The sequence below is a fragment of the Klebsiella sp. JB_Kp042 genome, from assembly GCF_040065275.1.
GTDB classification, from domain to species: domain Bacteria; phylum Pseudomonadota; class Gammaproteobacteria; order Enterobacterales; family Enterobacteriaceae; genus Klebsiella; species Klebsiella quasipneumoniae.
In genome coordinates, this window is the sequence record NZ_JBEAJL010000026.1 from 226,344 (window position 1) to 244,401 (window position 18,058).

18 protein-coding genes are annotated in these 18,058 nt (G+C 60.4%); 12 read left to right on the forward strand and 6 right to left on the reverse strand.

What is annotated here, in order from left to right; genetic code table 11:
• The first annotated feature begins 7 nt into the window (after window positions 1–7).
• From ABLV54_RS09400 to ABLV54_RS09420, 5 genes are all read left to right on the forward strand, one after another.
• A complete protein-coding gene (locus ABLV54_RS09400; protein WP_050533090.1) occupies window positions 8–1,699 on the forward strand; it encodes an FAD-dependent oxidoreductase in 1,692 nt (563 codons plus the stop codon).
• 58 nt (window positions 1,700–1,757) lie between these two features.
• Window positions 1,758–2,576, forward strand: coding sequence for a TIM barrel protein (locus tag ABLV54_RS09405; protein WP_050533091.1), 819 nt, complete (start codon window positions 1,758–1,760; stop codon window positions 2,574–2,576).
• Between the two features lie 10 nt (window positions 2,577–2,586).
• On the forward strand, window positions 2,587–3,948 hold the full coding sequence (locus tag ABLV54_RS09410) for an aromatic acid/H+ symport family MFS transporter (protein WP_017898923.1): 1,362 nt from the start codon (window positions 2,587–2,589) through the stop codon (window positions 3,946–3,948).
• 333 nt (window positions 3,949–4,281) lie between these two features.
• Entirely contained in the window at window positions 4,282–5,460 is a 1,179-nt protein-coding gene (locus tag ABLV54_RS09415; protein WP_050533092.1) for a Gfo/Idh/MocA family oxidoreductase, read from the forward strand.
• A 158-nt stretch (window positions 5,461–5,618) separates the two neighbouring features.
• Entirely contained in the window at window positions 5,619–6,983 is a 1,365-nt protein-coding gene (locus ABLV54_RS09420; RefSeq protein ID WP_023288603.1) for an MFS transporter, read from the forward strand.
• A gap of 43 nt (window positions 6,984–7,026) precedes the next feature.
• Here ABLV54_RS09420 and ABLV54_RS09425 read toward each other — a convergent pair whose 3' ends face one another.
• Complete coding sequence (locus ABLV54_RS09425) at window positions 7,027–7,518, reverse strand: YajQ family cyclic di-GMP-binding protein (protein WP_002891465.1); 492 nt, start codon at window positions 7,516–7,518, stop codon at window positions 7,027–7,029.
• Between the two features lie 218 nt (window positions 7,519–7,736).
• On the opposite strand from ABLV54_RS09425, the gene panE reads away from it, so the two are divergent.
• Genes panE through ABLV54_RS09440 form a run of 3 tightly spaced genes read left to right on the forward strand, consistent with a single transcriptional unit; the run spans window position 7,737 to window position 9,732 of the window.
• Complete coding sequence (gene panE, locus ABLV54_RS09430) at window positions 7,737–8,648, forward strand: 2-dehydropantoate 2-reductase (RefSeq protein ID WP_023288602.1); 912 nt, start codon at window positions 7,737–7,739, stop codon at window positions 8,646–8,648.
• Entirely contained in the window at window positions 8,611–9,204 is a 594-nt protein-coding gene (yajL, locus tag ABLV54_RS09435) for a protein deglycase YajL (RefSeq protein WP_050533094.1), read from the forward strand. The genes panE and yajL overlap by 38 nt, the downstream gene beginning before the upstream one ends.
• Before the next feature lie 51 nt (window positions 9,205–9,255).
• A complete protein-coding gene (locus tag ABLV54_RS09440) occupies window positions 9,256–9,732 on the forward strand; it encodes an SRPBCC family protein (protein ID WP_023288600.1) in 477 nt (158 codons plus the stop codon).
• Between the two features lie 66 nt (window positions 9,733–9,798).
• On the opposite strand, the gene thiI is transcribed toward ABLV54_RS09440, so the two are convergent.
• Window positions 9,799–11,247: a tRNA uracil 4-sulfurtransferase ThiI gene (gene thiI, locus ABLV54_RS09445; protein ID WP_004151340.1), complete on the reverse strand. Its 1,449-nt coding sequence runs from the start codon at window positions 11,245–11,247 to the stop codon at window positions 9,799–9,801.
• Window positions 11,248–11,428: 181 nt separating this feature from the next.
• On the opposite strand from thiI, the gene xseB reads away from it, so the two are divergent.
• The 4 genes from xseB to ABLV54_RS09465 are packed head-to-tail and all read left to right on the forward strand — an operon-like array spanning window position 11,429 to window position 15,487.
• Complete coding sequence (xseB, locus tag ABLV54_RS09450; protein WP_004204824.1) at window positions 11,429–11,671, forward strand: exodeoxyribonuclease VII small subunit; 243 nt, start codon at window positions 11,429–11,431, stop codon at window positions 11,669–11,671.
• Window positions 11,672–12,571, forward strand: coding sequence for a (2E,6E)-farnesyl diphosphate synthase (gene ispA, locus ABLV54_RS09455; RefSeq protein ID WP_004204826.1), 900 nt, complete (start codon window positions 11,672–11,674; stop codon window positions 12,569–12,571).
• Between the two features lie 18 nt (window positions 12,572–12,589).
• Window positions 12,590–14,452, forward strand: a complete 1,863-nt coding sequence (gene dxs / locus ABLV54_RS09460) for a 1-deoxy-D-xylulose-5-phosphate synthase (RefSeq protein WP_023288599.1) — start codon at window positions 12,590–12,592, stop codon at window positions 14,450–14,452.
• 60 nt (window positions 14,453–14,512) lie between these two features.
• Window positions 14,513–15,487: an aldo/keto reductase gene (locus ABLV54_RS09465; protein ID WP_023288598.1), complete on the forward strand. Its 975-nt coding sequence runs from the start codon at window positions 14,513–14,515 to the stop codon at window positions 15,485–15,487.
• Between the two features lie 45 nt (window positions 15,488–15,532).
• On the opposite strand, the gene pgpA is transcribed toward ABLV54_RS09465, so the two are convergent.
• From pgpA to ribE, 4 genes are all read right to left on the reverse strand, one after another.
• A complete protein-coding gene (pgpA, locus tag ABLV54_RS09470; protein ID WP_004177266.1) occupies window positions 15,533–16,036 on the reverse strand; it encodes a phosphatidylglycerophosphatase A in 504 nt (167 codons plus the stop codon).
• Window positions 16,029–17,000 (reverse strand): thiamine-phosphate kinase, encoded by a 972-nt coding sequence (thiL, locus tag ABLV54_RS09475; protein WP_050533095.1) that lies wholly within the window; start codon window positions 16,998–17,000, stop codon window positions 16,029–16,031. Before thiL ends, pgpA begins: the two co-directional genes overlap by 8 nt.
• Window positions 17,001–17,071: 71 nt before the next feature.
• Window positions 17,072–17,491, reverse strand: a complete 420-nt coding sequence (gene nusB, locus ABLV54_RS09480) for a transcription antitermination factor NusB (RefSeq protein WP_002891356.1) — start codon at window positions 17,489–17,491, stop codon at window positions 17,072–17,074.
• Window positions 17,492–17,510: 19 nt separating this feature from the next.
• Window positions 17,511–17,981, reverse strand: coding sequence for a 6,7-dimethyl-8-ribityllumazine synthase (ribE, locus tag ABLV54_RS09485; protein ID WP_001021161.1), 471 nt, complete (start codon window positions 17,979–17,981; stop codon window positions 17,511–17,513).
• Window positions 17,982–18,058: the final 77 nt, after the last annotated feature.

The window sequence follows — 18,058 nt, forward strand, 5'->3', positions numbered from 1 at the left end:
GTCCATCATGAGCGGGCCTGTGAAGGTGGATATGCTGGTGGTCGGCTCCGGCGCGGCGGGACTCTCTGCCGCGGTCACCGCGGCAATGCACGGCGCCAGCGTCATGGTGGCGGAGAAAGCGTCAGTGCTCGGCGGAACCAGCGCCTGGTCCGGCGGCTGGCTGTGGATCCCCCGCAACCCGCTGGCGCGGGCGGAGGGCATCGACGAAGCGGCCGATGCTCCGCTGACCTATCTGCAGCATGAGATGGGGGGCGAAGCCGCCGACGTTCGCCTGCAGACTTTCCTCCGTCACGGGCCGGAAATGGTGGATTTTTTTCATCAGCGGACGGCGGTGAAGTTTCTGTCGGGCAGCGCCATGCCGGACTTTCACGCGTCGCCGGGCGCGGCGAACGGTGGGCGGTCGGTCACCGCTCAGCCCTACGATGGCCGCCTGCTCGGCGACTGGCTCCACCGACTGCGGCCGCCGCTGGAGACCATCAGCCTGGCCGGGATGGGCATCGCCGGCGGCGCGGACATGGCGCATTTTTTTAACGCCACCCGCTCGCCGCGCTCCGCGCTGTATGCCGCCCGCCGCCTGCTGCGCCACGGCTGGCAGCGGCTGCGCGCCGGACGGGGGCAGCATCTGGTCAATGGCAATGCGCTGGTCGCCCGTCTGCTGCGATCCGCCCTCGACGCCGGAGTGCGCTTTCAACTCAATGCGCCTGCGGTTCGGCTGCTGCAGGGGCCGCAGGGCGTGTCCGGCGCGGTGCTGCGCAGCGATGACGGGGAGATGCACGTCGAAGCGGGCGCCGTGGTGCTGGCCTGCGGCGGTTTTCCCCACGATCGGCAGCGCCTGGCGCAAGTGGTGCCTCACGCCGCGGAGGGCTACGGCCATTTCTCCGCCGCGCCGCCTGACAATCAGGGCGAGGGGATCCGTCTTGGCGAATCCGTCGGCGGCCAGTTCGATACCCGCCTGCGCCACCCGCTGGCCTGGGCGCCGGTGTCCCGCGTCACCCTCGCCAGCGGCCAGCAGCTGATGTTTCCCCATCTGGTGGAGCGAGCCAAGCCCGGGGTGATCGCCGTCCTGCCTAACGGCAAACGCTTTGTTAACGAGGCCGACTCCTATCACGACTTTATCGCCGCCCTGCTGGCGGCGACGCCCGTGGGCGACACGCCGCAGGCCTGGCTGCTGGCCGATCGGCGCGCGCTGCGCCGCTATGGCCTGGGCCACGCCAGGCCCTTCCCGTTCACCCCTACCGCCTGGCTGCGTACCGGCTATCTGCTGCGAGGAAACACCCTGGCCGAGCTGGCGAAACGGTGCGCCATCGATACCGATGCGCTGGCGGAAACCGTTGAACGCTTTAATCACTTCGCCAGCACCGGTGAAGACGTCGATTTTCACCGCGGCGCATCGGCCTATAACCGCGCGCAGGGTGACCATCAGGTGACGCTCGGACCGCTGCGCGAAGGGCCGTTCTTCGCGGTGCGCATTCTGCCCGGCTCACTGGGCACCTTCAGCGGATTGCAAACCGACGAACACGCTCGGGTGCTGGACGGGCAGCAGCAGCCGATACCGGGCCTGTTCGCCATCGGCAACGACATGTCGAGCGTGATGCGCGGCTATTACCCCAGCGGAGGGATCACCCTCGGGCCGGCGATGACCTTCGGCTACCTGGTGGGCAAAAAACTGGCAGAAAACACAATAAAAACAAAGCAATAAAAACCAGGGACGGCAATACCCCTGGCTAACTTCACCTGCAACTGAACCGGAGCCATTTATGAACATGCGTACCCTATCGCTCGCCGCGCTGAGCCTGCTCGATGTCTCTCCCCCCGAACAGGTGCGGATAGCGGCCAGAACCGGTTTTACCCACGTGGGTCTGCGGCTGCTGCCCGCCACCCCCGCCGACCCGGACTACGATATGCTGGGCGATACCCCCGCCGTCCGCGCGACCCTGGCCGCGCTGATGGAAACCGGCATCCGCGTCTCGGACGTGGAGATCGTCCGCCTGAGCCCGGGGTTTACCCTCGACGATCGGCTGCAGCGCTTTATGGAGACCGCCGCGCGGCTTGGCGCCGGGCAGGTGTTAGTCGCCGGGAATGACGACAACCTGCAGCGCAGCGCCGACAACCTGGCCACTCTCGCCGCGGCCGGCCGCCCGTTTGGCCTGACCATGAACCTTGAGCCAATGCCCTGGACCCAGCTGCGCACGATCGCCGATGCGCAGGCGCTGATCGCCGCCAGCGGGCGGGAGGATATCGGCATCCTGGTGGACGCCCTTCATTTCTGGCGCGCGGGAGAATCGCTCGCCGCCCTCTCCAGCCTGCCCGCGCATCATCTGAACTATATGCAGCTCTGCGATGGCGCGGCGCAGCGGCCGGAAAGCGAGCAGGAGCTCATCCGCCAGGCCCGCTCAGCGCGCAACGTGCCGGGGGAAGGCGGTTTGGATCTGCACGGTCTGATGTCGGCTCTGCCGGCGATGCTGCCGGTCTCCCTCGAGGTGCCGCTCGACGGCGAGCAGGGCGCCCTGCCGCCCCTCCAGCGGGCGCAATTACTGTTCAATGCCGCGCAGCCCTACCTGCGCTCCTGCGCATAAGGAATCCGCTATGACACAGACTCAACGCCTGGATGTCAGAGAGTTAATTAACCGTAACCCGCTGAGCCGCTTTCAAAAGCAGATTATTTTTCTCGGCTTTTGCGTTATCGCTCTCGATGGGTTTGATATCGCGATCATGGGCTTTATCGCCCCGACGCTGAAGCTGGAGTGGGGGGTAAGCAACCACCAGCTGGGCCTGGTGATCAGCGCCGCCCTGATCGGCCTCGCGCTGGGCGCTATTTTCTCTGGCCCGCTCGCCGACTGGCTGGGACGCAAAAAGATCATCATCAACAGCGTCTTCTTCTTCGGCTTCTGGACCATCGCCACCGCCTTCTCGCACAACATTGAGCAGATGATGTTCTTCCGCTTTATGACCGGCCTTGGACTGGGCGCCGCGATGCCGAACATCGGGACGCTGGTGTCGGAATACGCCCCGGAACGCCAGCGCTCATTTATTATTACCGTCATCTTCTGCGGCTTCACCTTCGGCGCGGCGGCCGGAGGATTCACCGCATCATGGCTGATCCCGCAGTTTGGCTGGCACTCGCTGATGGCGCTCGGCGGCATTCTGCCGCTGCTGTTTGCCCCCCTGCTTATCTGGCGGCTGCCGGAATCGGTTCGTTTTCTGGTGATCAAACAAGCGCCAGCGGCGCGCATTCGCGCCATCCTTAATCGTCTTTATCCCGGACAAATCAGCGACAACGTGACGTTTATCCTGCCGGCGCAGCCGGCGGCCGGCAACGCGATGCGCATTGTGCTCTCCCGCCAGTACGGCTTTGGCTCGTTGATGCTATGGCTGGTCTACTTTATGGGGCTGTTCCTGGTCTATATTCTCGGCAGCTGGCTGCCAACGCTGGTTAAGGAGGTCGGGCTTACCGTCAGCCAGGCGGCCGTGATGACGGCGATCTACCAGGCGGGAGGCACACTCGGCTCGCTGTTTGCCGGCTGGCTGATGGACCGCATCAATCCCCATCGCGCGCTGGGAATGATCTACGCCGTCGGCGGCCTGTTTACCATGGCGATGGGCTACGCCGCGGGCAGCTTTGCCTTGCTCTGTATGCTGGCGTTTATCAGCGGCGCCTGCCTGAACGGCGCCAATACGGGCATGAACGCCCTCTCCGCCCGTTACTACCCCACGCAGGCGCGGGCGACCGGCTCCAGCTGGATGCACGGCGTCGGGCGGATCGGCGCGATCCTCAGCGCCTTTGCCGGCGCTGAGATGATGGCGCTCAACCTGCCCTTCGAAAGCGTCTTTTTGATCCTCGGCATCCCGGCTGCCCTCACCGTCGCAGGCCTGGCGGCGAAAGGCATCTTCGCCGCGGGTAATCCTCCCGCCGCTTCGCCAGCCCCCGCGTCTGTGCGCGGAGCGTAATGCGGTATCCTTCCTCCGGTGCAATCTGCGGATTGCACCGCGCGCTGCGGCTAAAAAGAACATTTATTTCATCTTGCCGTGTAACGAAAAGTACTCCACAACCGTCCGGCCTGCACCCATTGCCGTTGTTTCCCCTCTCCTCTTTTCAAGCCAGCAGAAAATAAACTTCTGCTTATTCGATCCCCTTCGCATATATGAAAAATAAATTCCACATAACAATTGAAACAGAACAAACATTTCCTTAAGTTTAGGTCAGTTTATCCGGATGCGCGTTGCCGCAGGCGTCGGCATTGAGCGCCTCAGAGTGCGAATGATTTCAAAAAGGAGAGCACCATGTTAAACGGTCTGAAACCCTTATCCCGTTCCCTGCGTTGGGGCATGGTCGGCGGCGGGGGAACCAGCCAGATCGGCTACAGCCACCGCTGTGCGGCGCTGCGTGACAATGTTTACATCCTGCTGGCCGGCGCGCTTGACGTTGATGCCGAGCGCGGGCGCGCGTTTGGTGAGCAGCTGGGCATCGCGCCGGAGCGCTGCTACGCCGACTACCAGACCCTGTTTCGTGAAGAAGCCCGCCGTCCTGACGGGATCGAGGTCGTCTCGGTCACCACCCCGAACAATACCCATTTCGCCATCACCAAAGCGGCGCTGGAAGCGGGCCTCCACGTCATCTGTGAAAAGCCCCTCTGCTTTACCGCCGAAGAGGCGCGCGAGCTGGTGGACCTGAGCAAAAAACAGAACAAAATCGTCGGCGTCACCTACGGCTACGCCGGCTATCAGATGATCCAGCAGGCGCGGCAGATGATTGCCGATGGGCTGCTCGGCGAGATCCGCATCGTCAATATGCAGTTCGCCCACGGCTTTCATAACCAGGCCGTCGAGCTGCAGGCAGAATCCACCCGCTGGCGCGTAACGCCGAAGTTCGCCGGGCCCAGCTATGTGCTGGGGGATCTGGCCACCCATCCGCTGTTTGTCGCCGAAACCATGGCGCCGCAGCTCAATATCAAACGGCTGATGTGCTCCCGCCAGAGCTTTGTCACCTCCCGCGCGCCGCTGGAAGATAACGCCTTTGTCCTGATGGAGTATGACAACGGCGCGGTTGGCTCGATGTGGACCAGCGCGGTGAACAGCGGCGCCATGCACTCGCAAAAAGTGCGCATCGTCGGCGAAAAGGCGAGTATCGAATGGTGGGATGAGCATCCTAACCAGCTCAGCTATGAGGTGCAGGGCGAGCCGGCGCGCATTCTGGAACGCGGGATGCCCTACCTGAGCGCAAACGCGCTGGCGGACGATCGCATCGGCGGCGGCCACCCGGAAGGGCTGTTTGAAGCCTGGGCCAATCTCTATCGCCGCTATGCGCAGGCGATTGACGCCACGGACCGTGACGATCGCGCCTTCCTGCAAGACTTCTGGTATCCGGACGTCGAAGCCGGGCTGCACGGCGTCTACTGGGTCGAGCAGTGCGTCAAATCGGCTGATGCCGGCAGCCAGTGGGTTGACTTTACTTTACCTTAATTTTCCCCCTCGCCAGTGGAGTCCCCCTCCACTGGTATATTGATTTTTACCAACTTGTCGCATCACGCAACAGCCCCGTAATATCTGTTAAACAAACATTTATTTACGCTTCTTACCCCCGCCGCTACACTAGGCGCAGTTTTTATATTGAGGTGGTAATGAACGATAACAAAATGACGCCAGGGGAACTGCGCGCGACCTGGGGTTTGGGGACGGTATTCTCCCTGCGCATGCTTGGCATGTTTATGGTCCTGCCGGTTCTGACCACGTATGGCATGGCATTGCAGGGCGCCAGTGAAGCGCTGATTGGCCTGGCGATCGGCATCTACGGTCTGGCGCAGGCGGTGTTCCAGATCCCCTTCGGACTGTTATCTGACCGTATTGGCCGCAAGCCGTTGATCGTCGGCGGCCTGCTTATCTTCGTGCTCGGCAGCGTCATCGCCGCGCTCACCGACTCCATTTGGGGCATCATTCTTGGCCGCGCCCTGCAGGGCTCCGGCGCCATCGCCGCCGCGGTCATGGCCCTGCTCTCCGATCTCACCCGTGAACAGAACCGCACCAAAGCGATGGCGTTTATTGGCGTCAGCTTCGGCGTCACTTTCGCTATCGCCATGGTGCTGGGGCCGATTATTACCCATCAGCTGGGCCTGCACGCCCTGTTCTGGATGATTGCCATCCTGGCGACCGTCGGCATCCTGCTCACCCTGTGGGTGGTTCCCAACAGCCAGAATCATGTGCTTAACCGCGAATCCGGGATGGTGAAGGGCTGCTTTAGCAAGGTGCTGGCGGAGCCGCGCCTGCTGAAGCTCAACTTTGGCATCATGTGCCTGCACATCATGCTGATGTCCACGTTTGTCGCGCTGCCCGGACAGCTGGAGGCTGCCGGCTTCCCGGCCGCCGAGCACTGGAAGATTTACCTGGTCACCATGGTTATCTCCTTCATCTCGGTGGTGCCGTTTATTATCTACGCCGAAGTGAAGCGCAAGATGAAGCGCGTCTTTTTGCTCTGCGTGGCCATCCTGCTGATTGCGGAAATTGTCCTCTGGGGCGCCGGAGGCTACTTTTGGGAGCTGGTAGCGGGCGTTCAGCTCTTCTTCCTGGCGTTTAACCTGCTGGAAGCGCTACTGCCGTCATTGATTAGCAAAGAGTCGCCGGCGGGCTATAAAGGCACCGCGATGGGCGTCTACTCCACCAGCCAGTTCCTCGGGGTGGCGATTGGCGGCGCCCTTGGCGGCTGGGTCGATGGTTTCTTTGATTCACAGACCGTGTTTCTGCTGGGCGCGCTGCTGGCGATGCTGTGGCTGCTGGTGGCCAGCACCATGAGCGAGCCGCCCTACGTCAGCAGTCTGCGGGTGGAGGTACCGGACGGCGTGGTGGTCGACAGCGCGCTGCAGGCGCGTCTGCTCAGCGCCAGCGGGGTTCATCAGGCGCTGGTGGTGCCCGAGGAGCGTTCGGTGTATATCAAAATCGACAGCAAGGTCACCAACCGCTTCGAGATAGAGCAGCTCATCAAAGGGGTATAAAAAAAGCGGGGAATTCCCCGCTTTTTGCTGTCAGTCTGCCGCCTTAGTCGCGGAAGTTTTTGAACTGGAACGGTTGTCCCAGATCGCCACCGCGCACCAGCGCCATCACCGACTGCAGATCGTCGCGGGACTTACCGGTCACGCGGATCTCTTCGCCCTGAATCTGGGCCTGCACTTTCAGCTTGCTGTCTTTGATCAGTTTAACGATCTTCTTCTGCACCGCGCTTTCAATGCCCTGTTTCAGCTTCGCTTCAACAAACCAGGTTTTACCGCTGTGTACGATATCTTCCGGCACGTCGAGGGAGGTGCCTTCAATGCCGCGCTTGAGCAGCTTGGCGCGCAGGATATCCAGCAGCTGATTCACCTGGAAGTCAGACTCGCTCAGCACTTTAATGGTCTTGTTGGCGTCGTTTAATTCAAACGTGGCTTCAACGCCACGAAAATCAAAACGCGACTCGACTTCGCGGCTCGCGTTGTCCACCGCGTTACGGGCTTCCTGAAGATCAACTTCAGAGACAATATCGAAAGATGGCATCTTTTCCTCTCCTTCCGTTTCTTTTGCGTTGCATAATACCTGCAACGCGGCATAACTCAACTTGTTATCCCGGAAGCTTAGCTGATTACGCAACGCTCGCGCTATTTTCCCCATGCTGCCCGACGACGCCGAAACCCCCTTTCCGTCCGACGATGCGAAAAGCGACGAGATATACTTTAGCCATCAGCGCCTGGGGTAGCGGCAGATGAGGAGGAACAATGAAAGTAACCGTACTGGGATGCGGTGCACTGGGACAACTATGGCTGACCGCGTTGTGCAAACAGGGACATGAAGTCCAGGGCTGGCTACGCGTACCGCAGCCATTCTGTAGCGTCAACGTCATTGAAACCGACGGCTCGGTGTTCAACGAGTCGCTGACGGCCAACGACCCCGATTTCCTTGCCAGCAGCGAGCTGCTGATTGTCACCTTAAAAGCCTGGCAGGTTTCAAACGCGGTGAAGCACCTGGCCGCGATCCTGCCGGTCACCACGCCGATTGTGCTGGTGCATAACGGCATGGGAACCGTCGAGGAGCTGCGCAGCGTGAAACAGCCGTTGCTGCTGGCCTCCACCACCCAGGCGGCGCGCCGCGACGGGAATGTCATCATCCACGTCGCCCAGGGCACCACGCATATCGGGCCGGCGAAAAGCTACGAAGAGGACTACAGCTACCTCGCTGAAGTGCTGCAGAGCGTGCTGCCGGATGTCGCCTGGCACAACAATATCTTCTCGGCCACCTGGCGCAAGCTGGCGGTTAACTGCGTGATTAACCCCCTGACCGCGCTAAAAGGATGTAAAAACGGCGATCTGCGCGACTATCCGCAGGAAGTTGCGGCCATTTGTCGCGAGGTGGCGGCAGTGATGGAGCGCGAAGGTATTCATACCTCGGCGGAAAACCTGCTATTTTATGTCGAACAGGTGATTGAAAGTACGGCAGAAAATATCTCATCCATGCTGCAGGACGTTCGCGCCCAGCGGCACACGGAGATCGACTATATCACCGGTTTTCTGCTCAACCGCGCCCGCGCCCACGGCGTTGCCGTACCGGAAAACGCCCGCTTATTTGAACTGGTCAAGCGTAAGGAGAATGAATATGAGCGCGTCGGCACTGATTTGCCTCGCCCCTGGTAGCGAAGAGACCGAAGCGGTCACCACCATCGACCTGCTGGTCCGCGGCGGAGTCAAAGTGACCACCGCCAGCGTCGCCAGCGACGGCAATCTGACCATCCTCTGCTCGCGCGGCGTCAAACTGCTGGCGGATGCCCCGCTGGTCGAGGTGGCCGATGGCGATTTCGATATCATCGTCCTCCCGGGCGGTATCAAGGGCGCAGAGTGCTTCCGCGACAGCCCGTTGCTGGTGGAAACCGTCCGACAGTTCCATCTCTCCGGGCGCATTGTGGCCGCCATCTGTGCCGCCCCGGCGACCGTGCTGGTGCCCCATCAGCTGTTCCCGATCGGCAACATGACCGGTTTTCCGGCGCTGAAGGATCATATCCCCGCCGATCAGTGGCAGGATAAACGGGTGGTCTGGGATCCACGGGTGAATCTGTTAACCAGCCAGGCGCCGGGAACATCGATTGATTTCGCCCTGAAAATGATCGATCTGCTGGTGGGGCGCGAGAAAGCGTATGAGGTCGCCTCGCAGCTGGTGATGGCCGCCGGCATCTATAATTACTACGAAGCCTGATAGCCGGTCCGCGCCGCGGACTGGCTCCCCCTTTTCCTGAGGAGTCGTAGCATGTCCCGAAGCGCAACCGATTCTCGCGATCTTGTTATCAGCCGCCTGCTCAGCGCGCCCGTCCCTGCCCTGTGGCGCGCGTGGGCCGACCCGGCATTACTCAAAACCTGGTGGTGCCCGAAGCCCTGGCAAACCGAGGTGCTGGCCTTTGATTTTCGCGCCGGCGGGGCCTTTCACACCGTGATGCACGGCCCTGACGGTGAACGCAGCGATAACCCCGGCTGTTTTCTTGAGGTTATCCCGCAACAAAAAATCGTCATGACCTCGATGCTGACGGCGGATTATCGTCCCGCCGTTTCCCCCTTCGCGATGACGGCCATCATCACCTTTGCCGATGAACAGGGCGGGTGTCGCTATACGGCCACGGTGCTGCATGCCGACGATGAAACCCGCGAGCAGCATGAGCAGATGGGATTTTTCGAGGGCTGGAATATTGTCATCGATCAGCTGAATGACCTGGCGCTGACCCTGCGCTAATACACGCCCCTGCCAATAGTAAAAAGGCCTTCCATCAGGGAAGGCCTTTTGCATCATAACAACCTGTTACGGGCGATAAACTTTTACGTTGCTGAAACCCTGCTCGCGCAGATAAAGCGCCTGCAGACGGCTCATCACCCCGCGTTCGCACCACAGCAGCCAGGTTTTGCTCTGATCAAGATCGCCAAATTTGGTGCTCAGCTTATAGAACGGCAGGGAAACGACCTCAACCCCCTCGACCTTCAGCGGCTTGTCTTCCTGCTCGTCGATGGAGCGAATATCGAGGATCGCATCGTTGGCGCCAAAGCCGGTCACGGTTTCCACTTCCACCACCGTCTCTTCCGTCTGCTGGGCGATTTCGCGGATATCGATATTGCTCGCCTCTTCCACCACTTTATCGAGGATGCTGAAATCGAAGTGTTCTTCTTCCGCTTCAATCTTCGCCTTCACCGCCTTCACGGTCGGGCTTTTGGAGATCACGCCGCAGTACTCCGGCATGGTGCGGGCGAAATCTTCCGTGCCGATCTCGCGGGCCAGGTCGATGATGTGCTCTTTATCGTGCGAAATCAGCGGACGCAGGATCAGGGTATCGGAGACGTTGTCGATAAGGCGCAGGTTGGTGAGGGTCTGACTGGAGACCTGGCCCAGCGCTTCGCCGGTGACCAGCGCCTGCACGCCGTAGCGTTCGGCGACCTTTGACGCGGCGCGGACCATCATGCGCTTGAGCACCACGCCCATCTGACCATCATCCACTTTTTCGAGGATTTCGCCGACCACCGGCTCAAAGTTAATCGCCACAAAGCGAACGCGGTGCGAGCTGCCGAAGCGGTTCCACAGATAATGCGCGACCTGGCGGACGCCAATCTCATGGGCGGCGCCGCCAAGGTTAAAGAAGCAGTAGTGCACACGGCAGCCGCGGCGCATCAACATGTAGCTGGAGACGCCGGAGTCAAAGCCGCCGGAAATCAGCGACAGCACATCTTCCTGCGTGCCGATCGGGAAGCCGCCGATACCTTCATAGCGGCCTTTCACCAGCAGCAGGCGATCGTTTTCAATCTCAAGATTGACGGTGACGTCCGGGTCGGTCAGCTTCACGCGCGCCGTTTCAATATGCTGATTCAGGCCGCCGCCAACGTAGCGCTCCACCTCAATTGAGGTGAATTCATGTTTGCCGCGACGCTTCACCCGCACGCAGAAGGTTTTGCCTTCCAGCGCCTCGCGCCACAGCGGCAGCGTCTGCTCAAAAATATCGTGCAGCGAGGTGAACGGTACGTCTTCGACTTCCAGAATATGGTGGATGCCGGGAATACGGGTCAGCGCATCGCGAATAGCCGGGCGCTGATTTTCATCTTTCGCGCGAACTTCGATATGATCCCAATGACGAACCACGGCCAGCGTCTCGTCATAGTTTTTGAGAACGTTACGAATGTTCCCGGTTAAGATTTTAATGAAGCGCAACCGCACAGATTGGCTTTTGATGGTGATTTCCGGGAACAATTTAATGATAAACTTCATGGCGACAATAGTTCGTTGGCAAGCCCGACGGGGCTTTAAGCAAAAGTTGTAAAGCAGCGCACACCGGTGCCTGCATCCTGGGCGCGGAGTATATCACCATTGCGCGTTATTTGCTTACACGCGTGACTTCGTTACCATACCCGGTATTGCCGTCGCGACATAACAAGAGTCTACATTCACTATGCCAAAGAAAAATGAGGCCCCGGCCAGCTTTGAAACTGCGCTGGGCGAACTGGAGCAGATCGTTAACCGTCTGGAAAGCGGCGATTTGCCGTTAGAAGAAGCGCTCAGCGAATTTGAGCGCGGGGTCCAGCTGGCCCGCCAGGGGCAAAGCCAGCTACAGCAGGCCGAACAGCGCGTGCAGATCCTGCTGGCGGATAGTGAAGATTCCCCGACCACGCCTTTTACGCCGGACGCTGAATAAATGGATTTCCCGCAACAATTGCAGGCCTGTGTGGAACAGGCTAACGAGGCGCTGCGCCGTTTTATCGCGCCGCAGCCCTTTCAGAACACTCCGCTGGTGGAAGCGATGCATTATGGCGCACTCTTAGGCGGTAAACGCCTGCGTCCCTTCCTTGTCTACGCTACCGGCGAGATGTTCGGCGTGAGCCGCACCACGCTGGACGCCCCTGCCGCCGCGGTCGAATGCATTCATGCTTATTCCCTGATGCATGATGATTTGCCGGCGATGGATGATGACGATCTGCGTCGCGGACTGCCGACCTGCCATATTAAATTTGGCGAAGCCAACGCAATTCTTGCGGGAGATGCCCTGCAAACGCTGGCGTTTTCTATACTCAGTGATGCGCCGATGACGGACGTCCCTGACCGGGATCGTCTGGCGATGGTTTCCGAACTGGCGCAGGCCAGCGGCGTGGCGGGCATGTGCGGCGGCCAGGCGCTGGATCTGCAGGCGGAAGGACAGCAGGTGAATCTGCAGGCGCTGGAGCGTATCCACCGCCACAAAACGGGCGCGCTGATCCGCGCCGCCGTCCGCATGGGGGCGCTGAGCGCCGGCGAACGTGGGCGCGCCGCCCTTCCCGCGCTGGATCGCTATGCGGAAAATATCGGCCTGGCCTTCCAGGTCCAGGATGACATTCTCGACGTGGTAGGGGATACTGCGACCCTTGGCAAACGTCAGGGTGCCGACCAGCAATTGGGTAAAAGCACCTATCCCGCCCTCCTGGGCCTTGAGCAAGCCCGGAAGAAAGCGCACGACCTGATCGCTGATGCCCGCCGGTCGTTAGATGAACTGGCCGCACAATCTCTGGATACTTCGGCACTGGAAGCGCTCGCGAATTACATTATTCAGCGCGATAAATAAACAATAAATGAGTCTCTGATGAGTTTTGATATTGCCAAATACCCGACCCTGGCGCTGGTAGATTCCACCCAGGAGTTGCGCCTGTTGCCAAAAGAGAGCCTGCCGAAGCTGTGTGATGAGCTGCGGCGCTACCTGCTGGACAGCGTCAGCCGCTCCAGCGGTCACTTTGCCTCTGGCCTCGGCACCGTGGAACTGACCGTGGCGCTGCACTACGTCTATAACACGCCCTTCGATCGCCTGATCTGGGACGTCGGCCACCAGGCCTACCCGCATAAAATTCTGACCGGCCGCCGCGACAAAATCGGCACCATTCGCCAGAAAGGCGGCCTGCACCCCTTCCCGTGGCGCGGTGAGAGCGAGTACGACGTACTGAGCGTCGGTCACTCCTCCACCTCCATTTCCGCTGGCATCGGGGTGGCTATCGCCGCCGCGAAAGAGGATAAGCAGCGGCGCGCGGTGTGCGTGATTGGCGACGGGGCGATCACCGCCGGCATGGCGTTTGAGGCGATGAACCACGCCGGAGATATCAAACCCGATCTGCTGGTGGTGCTGAATGACAATGAAATGTCGATCTCCGAGAACGTCGGCGCGCTGAACAATCATCTGGCGCAGCTGCTCTCCGGTAAGCTCTACTCCACCCTGCGCGAAGGCGGCAAAAAGGTCTTCTCCGGCGTACCGCCGATTAAAGAGCTGCTTAAGCGGACCGAAGAGCATATCAAAGGCATGGTGGTGCCTGGGACGCTGTTTGAAGAGCTGGGCTTTAACTACATCGGCCCGGTGGATGGCCACGATGTGCTCGGTCTGGTCAGCACTCTGAAGAACATGCGCGACCTGAAGGGCCCGCAGTTCCTGCATATTATGACCAAAAAAGGCCGCGGCTATGAGCCCGCCGAGAAAGACCCGATCACTTTCCACGCGGTGCCGAAGTTCGACCATACCAGCGGCGTGCTGCCCAAAAGCAGCGGCGGTCTCCCCTCCTACTCGAAAATCTTCGGCGACTGGCTGTGCGAAACGGCGGCCAAAGACAGCAAGCTGATGGCCATCACCCCGGCGATGCGCGAAGGTTCAGGGATGGTGGAATTTTCGAAGAAATTCCCCGATCAGTACTTTGACGTCGCCATCGCCGAGCAGCATGCGGTCACCTTCGCCGCCGGACTGGCGATTGGCGACTACAAGCCCGTCGTCGCCATCTACTCCACGTTCCTGCAGCGAGCCTACGATCAGGTGATCCACGATGTGGCTATTCAGAAGCTGCCGGTGCTGTTTGCCATCGACCGCGCCGGGATTGTCGGCGCAGACGGCCAGACGCATCAGGGGGCGTTCGATCTCTCCTTCCTGCGCTGTATTCCGGATATGGTGGTGATGACGCCGAGCGATGAAAATGAATGCCGCCAGATGCTGCACACCGGCTACCACTACAGCGACGGACCCTGCGCGGTGCGCTATCCGCGCGGCAGCGGCACCGGCGCGACGCTGGAGCCGCTGGCATCGCTGCCGATCGGCAAAGGGGTCGTGAAGCGCCAGGGCGAGAAGGTCGCGATCCTTAACTTCGGCACCCTGCTGCCGGAAGCCGCGGCGGTGGCGGACAAACTCAACGCCACCCTGGTGGATATGCGCTTTGTGAAGCCGCTGGATACCGCGCTGATCCTGCAGCTGGCAGGCGAGCACGACGTTCTGGTGACGCTGGAAGAGAACGCCATTATGGGCGGCGCCGGCAGCGGCGTGAATGAAGTGCTGATGGCCCATCGCAGGGCGGTACCGGTGCTCAATATTGGCCTGCCGGATGTCTTTATTCCGCAGGGCACTCAGGAAGAGATCCGCGCCGACCTCGGCCTTGATGCCGCCGGCATTGAAGCCAAAATCCTCGACTGGCTGGCATAATCGCCCCTCCCGCTCCTGCTATGCTTAAGGGATACCCTTGATGAATAGCAGGAGCGCACTATGCACTATATCCCCCTCGGCGATACTGCCTTACGTGTTTCCCGACTCTGCCTCGGCTGCATGACCTTCGGCGAGCCGGACCGCGGCAGGCACGCCTGGACGCTTCCGGAAGAGAGCAGTCGCCCGCTCATTCAGCACGCCATTGAAGGCGGCATCAACTTCTTCGATACCGCCAACAGCTACTCCGACGGCAGCAGCGAAGAGATCGTCGGCCGCGCCCTGCGCGACTTTGCCCGCCGCGATGAGGTGATTGTCGCCACCAAGGTCTATCATCAGGTCGGCGATCTGGCGGAAGGGCTTTCCCGGGCGCAGATCCTGCGCTCCATCGACGACAGCCTGCGCCGTCTCGGGATGGACTATGTCGACCTGCTGCAGATCCACCGCTGGGACTACAGCACCCCGATTGAAGAGACGCTCGAAGCGCTGGACGAGGTGGTGAAAGCCGGCAAAGCGCGCTATATCGGCGCCTCGTCCATGCATGCCCGGCAGTTTGCCCAGGCGCTGGCGCTTCAGCAGCAGAACGGCTGGGCGCGCTTCGTCACCATGCAGGATCACTACAACCTGATTTACCGGGAAGAAGAGAATGAGATGCTGCCCCTGTGCCAGCGTAACGGCGTGGCGGTGATCCCGTGGAGCCCGCTGGCGCGCGGCAGGCTGACCCGCCCATGGGGTGAGACCACCGCCCGGCTGGTCTCGGATGAGTTCGGCAAATCGCTTTACAGCACCAGCGAAGAGAACGACGCGCAGATCGCCGGGAATCTCGCGGACGTGGCGGAAGAGCTCGACGCCAGTCGCGCACAGGTCGCCCTCGCCTGGCTATTAAGCAAGCCCGGCGTCGCCGCGCCGATTATCGGTCCGTCGCGTCAGGAGCAGCTCGATGACCTGCTGCAGGCGGTGGATTTGACGCTATCTTCGGAACAGATCGACAAACTGGAGGCGCCCTATCAGCCGCATCCGGTGGTGGGATTTAAGTGACGGGCGTGATTTCCCCGACAGCATGGCGCTGCCGGGGAGCAGCGGTCAAAGCAGACCGATCGGCCAGTGATGGCCAATAACATACAGCACGCCGGCGGAGATCACGCCGGCGACGATATCGTCCACCATGATCCCCATTCCGCCGTGAATATTGCGGTCAAACCAGCGAATCGGCCACGGTTTCCACATATCGAAGATACGGAAAATGACGAAGCCGGCGGCCACCCACTGCCAGTCCAGGGTCGGCAGCGCCATCAGGGTGATCCACATCCCGACGAACTCGTCCCAGACGATGCTGCCATGGTCATGGGTGCCCATATCTTTGGCCGTACGATGGCACAGATAGACTCCGATACAGATGCTCATCATCACTACCAGCGAGTAGAGCTGCCAGGGGAGAAAAGTCATCAGATACCAGAACGGGATCGCCGCCAGCGAGCCCATCGTCCCCGGCACCACCGGGCTTAAGCCGCTGCCAAAGCCGGTCGCCAGCAGATGCCACGGATTACGCATACTCAGGCGGCTAAGCGCCTCGTCTCGACTACGCAAAGTGATCGTATCCCTTTAAATCAAGCATGACCGGCTTACCGTCACGGATAAACTGCAAACCTTCGCTCTCCGGCGCAATCTGTCCGATACAGGTAAAACGCGCGCCTAGATGGCCAAGGGCCACGTCCAGCGCCCCGCGGTTCAGTTCCGGTACGGTAAAGCACAGTTCGTAATCTTCTCCACCGGCGAGCGCCCAGCGCAGCGCCTGCTCGGGCTCAACCTGGCGCAGCATGGCTTCGGAGTACGGCATGGCATCAAGATCGATGCGCGCGCCGCAGTCGCTGGCTTTGAGAATATGACCCAGATCGGAGATCAGGCCGTCGGAGAGATCGATGGCCGACGTCGCCAGGTCGCGCAGCGCCTGGCCCTGCAGCACGCGGGGCATCGGACGCAGGTGACGGGCCAGCAGGTAATCGGCATCCGTCGACGCATCCACCGTCAGACGGTTCTGCAATAGCGCCAGGCCGGCGGCGCTGTCCCCCGGAGTGCCGGTGACATAGATCCAGTCTCCCGGCTTCGCGCCTGAACGTTTCATGGCGCGCCCTGGCGGCACAAAGCCGTGGATACCCAGGGTCATGGCGAGCGGGCCGCGGGTGGTGTCGCCGCCAATCAGCTGCATATCGTAGTAGTCAAGCTGGACAAAAAGGCTGTCGCTGAAGGCTTCCAGCCAGGCTTCATCCACCTCCGGCAAGGTCAGCGCCAGGGTGAGCCACGCCGGCTCCGCGCCCATCGCCGCGAGGTCGCTCAGGTTTACCGCCAGCGCTTTATAGGCGAGGTCGGCCGGGTCGATATCGGGTAAGAAGTGATTGCCCGCCACCAGAGTGTCGGTGCTGATTGCCAGCGTTTTTTTCTCGGGAATATTCAGGAGAGCGCAGTCGTCGCCGATACCGGTTTCGACATCAAGACGAGCGCTTTTAACGCGATCAAAATAACGGGCAATCAGGGAGAATTCGCCACATGCCATACGTTATGCCTCAGCAAAATAATAAATAAGGCCGGGTTGCGAGGCGACCCTCGCAAAACCCGGCCTGCAGTTTACTTCTTGTGGGGACGAATTACCGGAGCCGCTTTGTCCAGCACGCCGTTGACGAACTTGTGGCTATCTTCAGCGCCGAAGGTTTTCGCCAGTTCGATAGCTTCATTGATGGCCACTTTATACGGTACGTCATCACGTTTGGATAGCTCAAACAGCGCGATACGCAGCACCGCTTTTTCCACCTGACCCAGCTCTTCCAGCTGACGGGACAGGTAGGGCTTCATCAGGCCGTCGAGGTACGCGCTGTTAGTCGCCACTCCGGACAGCAGTTCGCGGAAATACAGAACATCAACATCTTTTACGTCCTGTTCCGCCAGGAACTGGTATTCGACATCAGCGATGTCGTTGTGGGACAACTGCCAGGAGTAGAGCGCCTGAACGGCACACTCACGGGCGCGGCGACGAGCAGCAGGTTTCACGGAATTCCCCTTACAAAAATCAGGCCTTGATGGCTTTCAATACGTTAATCATTTCCAGCGCGGTCAGCGCAGCTTCTGCGCCTTTGTTACCGGCTTTGGTGCCAGCGCGCTCGATGGCTTGTTCAATACTTTCAGTGGTCAGAACACCAAAGGCTACCGGGATTTCGCTGTCCTGAGCGACGTGCGCCAGGCCATTGCTGGCACCGCCAGCCACATATTCAAAGTGGGCGGTACCGCCGCGAATCACCGTACCCAGCGCAATCACCGCGTCATATTTACCGGTTTTCGCCAGTGCGCCAGCCGCCAGCGGCAGCTCGTACGCGCCTGGAACCCAAACAACGGTGATGTTTTCATCTTTTACCTGACCAATGCGTTTCAGGGCGTCAATCGCACCTTCCAGCAGGCTGTCATTGATAAAGTTGTTGAAACGCGCAATGGTGATGGCGACGCGAGCGTCCGGGGTAGCAACGTTAGCTTCAATAATGTTCATACTCTTCCTTCGGGTTCATGTGCCCCGCAAGGGGGGCGGATTTTATCATATTATTCTGAGCGCTGCTTCCTAATAAT